At 43.9% G+C, this 1099-nt stretch carries 1 protein-coding gene and 1 pseudogene; both read right to left on the bottom strand.

Features of this window, described 5'->3' with window-relative positions; genetic code table 11:
* Window positions 1-190, bottom strand: a pseudogene (locus tag F6K20_RS39520) (Uma2 family endonuclease); the annotation flags it as partial.
* Between the two features lie 144 nt (window positions 191-334).
* On the bottom strand, window positions 335-1099 hold a 765-nt coding region (locus F6K20_RS39515; protein ID WP_287298595.1), incomplete at its 5' end, for a Uma2 family endonuclease.

The raw sequence follows: 1099 nt of genomic DNA, 5'->3' as shown, positions 1-1099 counted from the left end.
GTTGTCCTTGTATTGGATACCACAACAAATCCCCAGCAACGAATACATTGGGGTCATCTTTGAAGTGGACTTCCAGGCCATACTTAATGGTGGTAATTAGTTCAAATTGAAGGGTATTGTCGGCCATTGGTTTGCCGTCACTTTCGGGATAGAAGATGTCATCGGTTGTGGGAGTAATTTGCTGAACCATAGGAAAAATTGTTTGGGTTGTAGGGAGTAGGGAGGATCCCCCCTAGCCCCCCTTAATAAGGGGGGAACCTTAATAAGGGGGGAATGGAGTAGGGAAGAGGGAAAAAATTATTTGTATCTCACTCGTGATCAGAATTGCTAGAGATTATAGGTTAAAATCCTCGGGATTTATCCCTTTGGCTTTTAATTGTTCCAGTAATGCTTTCATACGAGTTCGTTCAAGCTCTAAAGCTTGCTGTGCTTGCTCTGCTCGTTGTGATGCCTGTTGTTTTTCCAGCCTTTCAAGCTCTAAAGCTTGCTCCGTTTGCTCTAAAGCTTCCTGCGCTTGCTCTGCCCGTTGGCGTTCTTGTTCTTTTGCCAGCCTTTCGAGCTCTGCCTGTTGTTGAGCCATATCTCTTTGCTCACTAATTTCCAAATAGCTAGCAAAAGGCTCACCATTGGGATAATAGAGTACCAATTGAGATGCTACTAACTCAAAGGTAATTCCTAAACGGGGACTCACCCAACCTCGCATCTGAGGGATGGGTTCTAGTTTTTTTCCTGAACGCAACCAGCCTTTCAGTTTTGTCCGATCTGGGTCATAGAGATAGTACTCTTCTACCCCATGGGTCTGATAAAACTTGAGTTTCTTTTCTTCTAATTCTTTGATGGTATTGGTTTCGGAGGCTATTTCAAAGGTGACTTGGGGATTAAGGTTATCTTCAACCCAAGTTTTATAAGAACGCCGATGCCCTTTCGGTCTACCGATAACTACCATTACATCGGGGGCTTGGTTGATTTTGGGTTGTCCTTGTATTGGATACCACAACAAATCCCCAGCAACGAATACATTGGGGTCATCTTTGAAGTGGACTTCCAGGCCATACTTAATGGTGGTAATTAGTTCAAATTGAAGGGTATTGTCGGCCAT

Origin of the sequence: Moorena sp. SIO2C4, from assembly GCF_010672485.1 — a bacterium.
GTDB lineage: Bacteria > Cyanobacteriota > Cyanobacteriia > Cyanobacteriales > Coleofasciculaceae > Moorena > Moorena producens.
This window is presented reverse-complemented; position numbering and strand designations above follow the sequence as displayed.